At 59.0% G+C, this 3,237-nt stretch carries 4 protein-coding genes; 1 reads left to right on the plus strand and 3 read right to left on the minus strand.

Features of this window, described 5'->3' with window-relative positions; all coding sequences use genetic code 11:
* Nucleotides 1–503, minus strand: a 503-nt coding sequence (locus tag ABYM29_RS15310) for an SDR family NAD(P)-dependent oxidoreductase (protein ID WP_372865661.1), incomplete at its 3' end; no start/stop codon positions are given.
* A gap of 9 nt (nucleotides 504–512) precedes the next feature.
* Nucleotides 513–1,988: a flavin-containing monooxygenase gene (locus tag ABYM29_RS15315; protein ID WP_372865662.1), complete on the minus strand. Its 1,476-nt coding sequence runs from the start codon at nucleotides 1,986–1,988 to the stop codon at nucleotides 513–515.
* Between the two features lie 95 nt (nucleotides 1,989–2,083).
* On the opposite strand from ABYM29_RS15315, the gene ABYM29_RS15320 reads away from it, so the two are divergent.
* Entirely contained in the window at nucleotides 2,084–2,779 is a 696-nt protein-coding gene (locus ABYM29_RS15320; protein ID WP_372865663.1) for a TetR/AcrR family transcriptional regulator, read from the plus strand.
* A 21-nt stretch (nucleotides 2,780–2,800) separates the two neighbouring features.
* On the opposite strand, the gene ABYM29_RS15325 is transcribed toward ABYM29_RS15320, so the two are convergent.
* On the minus strand, nucleotides 2,801–3,237 hold a 437-nt coding region (locus ABYM29_RS15325), incomplete at its 5' end, for a hypothetical protein (protein ID WP_372865664.1).

Consider the following 3,237-nt stretch of genomic DNA (forward strand, 5'->3'; position numbering starts at 1 on the left):
CTATAGCCGCGCACGGCGAATTTACTGGCGCAGTAGTCACTGTGGTTGGGTGTGCCAATTAAACCGAAAATACTCGAAACATTGACGATGGCCGCCTCGCTATTGGCGCGCAGCTGGGGCAGGAAGGCCTGACAGCCGTAAGCCACGCCAAAAAAATTCACCTCCATCACCCTTCGGTAGCAGTCCATGTCGGTGCTCCAGCTGGGTTTGGCGCTGCCCTCAATGCCGGCGTTGTTAATCAGAATATGGGCATTGCCCAGCTGCTGGGCGACATATTGCGCAAACGCCTGCATGGCCGCTTGGTCGCTGACATCAAGTACGCGGTGACAGAGCTGGCTTTGCTCGGCTCCGCCCAGTTGCTCCACAGTTTCTGCCAGGCCTTGGGCGTCGTAGTCACACAGCGCTAATTTACTGCCGCGCTGGGCGAAGGCGTGGGCGTAGGCGCGCCCCATTCCCGAGCCGGCGCCGGTGATCACTACAATCTTATTATTTAAGTCTTTCATTGTGTGCTCCTAGGAGAATTGGTGGTCGCTGTTGCGGAAGTTTTTTGTCCAGCGTCTGTAGGTAAAACTAAAGCCGGGGAACATGGCGATAACGTGGCCGCTTTTGCTTTGGTACCAGCTGTTGCAGCCGCCCGACTTCCACACCGTGCGCTCCATTTCGCGATGGATATGCTGGGTGTAGCGCGACTCGGCATCGGCTTTGACTTCGATGGCCCGGCGCTGCTTACGCTGCACGGTTTGGATGCTGTGCATGATGTAGTCCATCTGCGCCTCGATGATGACAATCGCGGACGTGTGGCCAATGCCGGTATTGGGGCCGGTGACAATAAACAGATTGGGGAAGCCGGGCATGCTGGTGCCCAAATAGGCTCGCGGAAATTCTGCCCAGGCCTGGCTGAGGGTTTTGCCGTCGCGACCCTCCACCGGGTAAGAGATCACCCCGTCGGTGGCGTCATAGCCGGTGGAGTAAACAATGAGATCAAGCTCGATATTTTGCCCGCTCTGGCTGCGGATACCGCGTTCGGTAATTTCTGCAATGCCGTCGTCGCTGCTGTGCAGCGTGACATTGTCGCGACAGTAGGCGGGGTACAGGGTGTCTGACAGGATGATGCGTTTGCAGCCAATGGTGTAATCGGGCGTGACCTTGGCGCGCAATGCCGGATCTTTTATTTGCGTGTTGATGTGTTTGATGGCGCGGCGTTTGGCCAATAAATTCAGCATCGCCGCCGAGTATTTAAAGCCGATCACGCGGCTTTCCAAGCCCCAGTAAATTGCCTGGCGCAGCAGGCGGTAGGCCCAGCGGCGTCGCAGCAGCGCTCGCTGCCAGGGCTTGAAGCGGTAATCCGGGCGCGGGATCACCCAGTGTGGTGTGCGCTGAAAAACGTGGAGTTCCCCGACCTGATCGGCGATGGCGGGAATGACCTGGGCGGCGCTGGCGCCGCTGCCGATGATCGCCACTTTCTTGCCGCGGTAATCGTAGCTTTGGTCCCAGTTATTGGTGTGAAAGCTGCGCCCTTTATAGTTTTCCCGGCCGGGAAATTGGGGGATCACCGGTGTGCTGAGTGGTCCCGATGCGTTGATCACAAACTGGGCGAGGAAGCGCCGGCCGTCCTCGCAATCGATCAGCCATTGTTGGCCTTCTTGCTGCCAGCGAATGCTGCTGACATTGCAACCCGTGTGGGTTTTTTCGCGCAACTGGTGCTTGTCGATAATGTGGTAGGTATAGCGCTGAAGTTCCTCGCCGTCGGCGAACATCTGCGACCAGTCGTAGGGCTCGGAGGCGATAGAGTACAGCGCGGACTGCACGTCTACCGCGGCGCCTGGATAGGTGTTCTGGCTCCAGGTGCCGCCCATGAAGTCGCGCCGCTCAAGGATGACGTAGTCGTGGAGGCCGCGTTTTTTTAGGTTTAGGGCGGCGCACTGGCCGCCAAAGCCGCTGCCGATAATGACGACCTGGTGTTGGCTGGGCTGCTGTTGTTCGCTCATGGTCGATACTCTTTCTTGGGGGCGCCGGCGCGCCGGTTATCTGATGACAAGCGTCATCACTTTACTTTTGACGACAGCTGATGTCAAATTGCCCTATGACAAACAAACAAGCGAGATCAAGCGCGCGGGGCGAGGGCCGGGTATACGGTGGCTTGGATCCGGAACAGCGCAAGGCGATGCGCCGCGAGCAGTTTCTCGAGGCGGGTTTGGCGGTGTTTGGTGGCGAGGGTTTTCGCTCGGCGACGGTGCGCAAACTGTGCCGCGAGGCAAAGTTGACCGATCGCTACTTCTACGAGAGTTTTGCCAATTTACAAGAGCTGCTGACCGCCGTTTACGAGTTGCACATGGGGCGCATTCGCGAGCGCATTTACAGCAGTGTCATGACCTGCAGTGCGGCGGAGCCGCCGCGCACCCAAGTTCGTTTGATGCTGAACGCGTATTTTTCCGCTCTGGAAGACCCCCGTGTTGCCAGGGTGTGTATGGTCGAACTGGAGGGCATCAGTCCCGACGTTGAGCAGCTTTATCACGGCTATATTCTGTCCTTCAGTGAGCTGATCGTGGAGTTGGCCAGCCACGTCTATCCACATTGGCAGTTGCCCGACGATGAGTCACTGATGCTCGGTATGGCGCTGGTTGGCGCTATGCGGCAACCAGCGACCCACTGGCTGCGCAGTGGCTATGCCATGCCTCGCGAGACAGTTGTGCGAGCGGCGCTGCGTTTGGTGATGGGAGTGATCGACAGTATCGAGGCCGATCAAGGCGCCGCCGGAGCGCAGTGCCCGCTGGCTTGAGTTATTTGTCCAGCTGGGCTGTCAGGCAGGGCGACTCGCCATCTCGCTCAGTTTGCGGTGCATAAGCTCCCACTGTTCTAGCAGCAGCGCGCGACGCCCCTCGCTGTCACCGGGAATGTCAGCGGCGGGGATGCGCCAGAAACTCAGTCGCACGGTGGTATCCATCCAACTGCCGTTAAACAGACTGGTGAAGCTGGCGGAACCTTCGAAGCCACTGTGCGCAAAGAACAGCAGGTCTTTGTGTGGCGCCGCGGCCATCAGTGTCAGGGCGCCGGCGGGTCGCGGTGGTAGCACCGTGGTCCAGCGTTCGGCATTGCGCAGTGCCTCGGGAGCATCCTTTGCCGCCAGTTGGCGTAATATGCGTTGGCGTTTGTTGGTCGAGAACCGCGTCCCCTCCATGTATATCACCAGGGCGTCGTCGTCAGCCGCCGTGGCCGCCAGCTTGTGAAGTACCTTGA

Source organism: Spongiibacter sp., assembly GCF_041602295.1.
In the GTDB taxonomy this organism is placed as follows: Bacteria; Pseudomonadota; Gammaproteobacteria; order Pseudomonadales; family Spongiibacteraceae; genus Spongiibacter.

Coding starts and splice junctions, on each gene's coding strand:
- ABYM29_RS15320 (WP_372865663.1), top strand. CDS start 2,084: ATGACAAACAAACAAGCGAGATCAAGCGCGCGGGGCGAGGGCCGGGTA.
- ABYM29_RS15315 (WP_372865662.1), bottom strand. CDS start 1,988: ATGAGCGAACAACAGCAGCCCAGCCAACACCAGGTCGTCATTATCGGC.